Source organism: candidate division WOR-3 bacterium (assembly GCA_039801245.1).
GTDB lineage: Bacteria > Hydrothermota > Tepidihabitantia > Tepidihabitantales > Tepidihabitantaceae > JAOABP01.
Map to the genome: position 1 here is coordinate 1 of JBDRUF010000047.1, position 3,426 is coordinate 3,426.

The 3,426-nt window shown below is 52.7% G+C and carries 5 protein-coding genes; all 5 read right to left on the reverse strand.

The window, feature by feature from the left end; all coding sequences use genetic code 11:
• Window positions 1–1,229 (reverse strand): thymidine phosphorylase (locus ABIK47_06810; GenBank protein MEO0020328.1); only part of this gene is annotated, 1,229 nt, incomplete at its 3' end.
• A gap of 15 nt (window positions 1,230–1,244) precedes the next feature.
• A complete protein-coding gene (gene secY, locus ABIK47_06815; protein ID MEO0020329.1) occupies window positions 1,245–2,549 on the reverse strand; it encodes a preprotein translocase subunit SecY in 1,305 nt (434 codons plus the stop codon).
• A complete protein-coding gene (rplO, locus tag ABIK47_06820; protein ID MEO0020330.1) occupies window positions 2,546–2,983 on the reverse strand; it encodes a 50S ribosomal protein L15 in 438 nt (145 codons plus the stop codon). The genes secY and rplO overlap by 4 nt, the downstream gene beginning before the upstream one ends.
• Complete coding sequence (rpmD, locus tag ABIK47_06825; GenBank protein ID MEO0020331.1) at window positions 2,980–3,165, reverse strand: 50S ribosomal protein L30; 186 nt, start codon at window positions 3,163–3,165, stop codon at window positions 2,980–2,982. Before rpmD ends, rplO begins: the two co-directional genes overlap by 4 nt.
• Window positions 3,131–3,426, reverse strand: a 296-nt coding sequence (locus tag ABIK47_06830; protein MEO0020332.1) for a 30S ribosomal protein S5, incomplete at its 5' end; no start/stop codon positions are given. The genes rpmD and ABIK47_06830, both read right to left, overlap by 35 nt.

Below are 3,426 nucleotides of genomic sequence, written 5' to 3' on the forward strand. Positions count from 1 at the left end.
GCTCCTACCATTTCTGCCTTTTTCTCATCGCCTGCATAAACCTCTGCGAGAAGTTCGCCCTTTTTCACCCTGTCCCCAACCTTTTTGAAGAAGACAAAACCAGCACCCGGGTCAACCCTGTCCTCAACCCTTTTTCTGCCCAGACCTATCTCTATGCCCAAAAGCCCAACATCTCTGGTGGCAATCGCCCTGATAAAACCCGAACCATCTGCCCATACCTCTTTTTTGTATTTGGCTAAAGGCATAAGTTCAGGTCTGTCAACAACATCGGGATTACCACCCTGCGCGGCTATCATCTCCTGAAGTTTTTTTAGCGCTTTGCCTGTAACCAGCGCTCTCAGTAAAAGCCTTCTTGCCTGCTGCCGGTTTTGGGCAATACTGGCGATTAAGAGCATCTCCTCACCAAGGGTTAGTGTTACCTCCATCAGGTCAGGGGGTCCTTCATTTTTGAGCGCGGCAATCGCCTCCCGAACCTCAAGCGCGTTGCCAACCATTTTTCCTAAGGGCTGGGACATATTGGTGATTAATGCCACCACCCTTTTGTTCATCGCGGTGCCGATTTCAAGCATCAGGTTTGCCAGTTGCCGCGCCTGCCGCTTTCGCGGCATAAAAGCACCGCTACCGGTCTTCACATCTAAGACCAGGCCGTCAATCCCCTCTGCCAGTTTCTTTGACATAATACTGGCGGCAATCAAGGGAATGGAGTCAACCGTGGCGGTCACATCCCGCAGGGCATAAAGTTTTTTGTCTGCCGGGCAGACCTCATCGGTCTGACCGATAATCGCTACGCCCACGCGCTCCAAGACTGTTTCAAACTCCTTCAGGCTCAGATTGGTTCTGAACCCGGGGATGGACTCAAGTTTATCAAGTGTGCCGCCGGTATGAGCAAGGCTCCTGCCGGAAACCATCGGCACAACGCAGCCGCACGCAGCAACAAGGGGCGCCAGAATCAATGACACCTTATCACCGACACCACCGGTTGAGTGCTTGTCCACCTTTACACCCTTAATCCTGCTCAGATCCAAAACCTGCCCTGAACTCATCATCGCCCGGGTCAGGGCAATCGTCTCGCTTTTACCCATCCCGCGCAAAGAGACCGCCATCAGCCATGCCGCCATCTGGTAATCAGGAATCTCGTTTTTGGTGTAAGACCTTATGAGCCAGTCAATCTCTAAATCCGTTAGCCTGGCCCCAGCCTTTTTACGCTGGAGCAGGGATAAAAAATCCACCTGTTGAAAAGGGGATTAGCCGAAGCGCCGGCCCATAAACTTGCCACCCTTGACCAGCCCTTCATAATGGCGCATCACCAGGTGCGCCTCAATCTGCTGGAGGGTGTCAAGCGCAACGCCGACGATAATCAAGAGGGTGGTGCCGCCGAAATAGAAGGGGACGCGGAATGCGCTCATCAAAACCCAGGGCAAAAGCGCAATCACCACCAGAAATAGGGCACCGGGCAGGGTCAAAAGGGAAAGGCTGCGGTCAATATAGGCGGCGGTCTTTTCGCCCGGTCTGATACCGGGGATGAAGCCGCCATAGCGCTGCATATTTTCTGCCAGGTCGCGCGGGTTGAAAACAATTGATGTGTAAAAATAGGTAAAGAAGATGATGAGTGCGGCGAACAGGAGGTTATAAAGCCAGCCACCCGGTGAGAGGAACTGCTGCAGCCAGTTGAGAAAGGGCAGTTTCAGAAGGGTGGCAAAGGTGGAGGGGAAGACAATAAGACTCTGGGCAAAGATGATGGGAATCACACCCGCGGTCACAACCCTTAAAGGGATATGGGTGCTCTGACCGCCATACATCCTCCTGCCCACAATCCTTTTTGGATACTGCACCGGAATCTTGCGCACCGCCATCGTCATCAGAACGACGGTGGCATAAACGATAAACACTAACGCGGCAACGATAATCAGCCAGAGCCAGGAGCTGATGCGCGCCTGCTGAAAGGTGCGGGCAAAATCCTGGGGGGTGCTGTCAAGGCAACCGATGAGGATGATAAAGGATATGCCGTTGCCAATGCCGCGGTCGGTTATCTGCTCACCCAGCCACATCACAAAGATTGTGCCCGCGGTGAGGGTGAATATGGTCATAATCCTGAAGAAAAACCCGGGCTGAAGAACAATTGAGCCAAACTGGGTTGGTGGCTGGGACTCAAGGTAAACCGCAATGCTTGCCGCCTGAATTACCGCCAGCAAAACGGTGGCATAACGGGTATACTGATTCAGTTTTTTTCTGCCCTCCTCATCCCGCTGCAACTTCTCTATGAATGGGAAGACCGAGCCCAACAGCTGGAATACGATTGATGCCGAGATATAGGGCATAACCCCCAAGGCAAAAACCGAGGCACGGGAAAGCGCACCACCGACAAAGATGTCATATAGTCCAAAGACCGTACCCTGCATCTGGGAAAGGACCCAGCCAAGAGCCTGCGCATTGATTCCAGGAACCGGAATATGGGTGCCCAAGCGATAAACCACCACCATCGCCAGGGTAAAAAGAATCTTTTTTCTCAGGTCTGGGATCTTGAATATGCTGGGAACGCTACCGGTCAACTTAAAACCTCTACCTTACCGCCCGCCTTTTCAATCTTTGTCCGGGCAGATTGAGAAAAGGCGTGGGCGCTGACAGTAATTGCCCGATTGATTTCCCCACGACCCAAGACCTTTACCGGCTGACCCTTACGCACCAGCCCCTTTGCCCTCAGGGTCTCAACGGTAATATTGTCTTCCGACAGTTTTGCCAAATCATCAATATTTACAATACTGAACTCCACCCGCGTTGGGTTTTTGAAACCTCGTTTGGGAATCCGGCGGTAAAATGGCATCTGCCCGCCTTCAAAGCGGGAGTCAAACTCAGGTGCCGAATGCTGACCAGCCCCTTTATGTCCACGGCAGGAGGTCTTACCATGACCCGAACCTGGGCCACAACCCACCCGCTTCTTTCTCTTCTTCGCACCTAAGGCGGGTCGCAACTGATTTATCTTCACAACTCCTCCACTTCTATTAAATGTTTAATCTTGAAAATCATCCCTCTTATCTCCGGTGTATCGTTATGCACCCTCGTTGCTCCCACCCGACGCAGACCCAATGCCCGGGCGGTCAGTTTGTGCTCCTTTTTCTCGTCAATCAGGCTCTTAACCAGCCGGACTTTCAACTGTTTCACTTTCATCCTTCTCCACAAAATGTCTTATCGGTTTATTCCTCGCTGCTGCGACCCGGTCAATTGTGCGCAACTTTTCCAAAGCCAAAATCGTTGCCTTGGCGGTATTGTAATGATTGCGGGAACCGTAAGCCTTGCTCAGGGCATCGCGCAGACCTACCGCCTCCAAAACCGCCCGCACCTGCGGACAGGCGATCAAACCTGTTCCCGGGGCTGCTGGTTTAACCAGCACCTTGCTGGCACCATACTTTCCCCAGGTCTCGTGGGGTA

Bases quoted from the DNA above. Each gene is read 5' to 3' on its own strand.
- rpmD (MEO0020331.1), bottom strand. From the start codon at position 3,165: ATGAAAGTGAAACAGTTGAAAGTCCGGCTGGTTAAGAGCCTGATTGAC.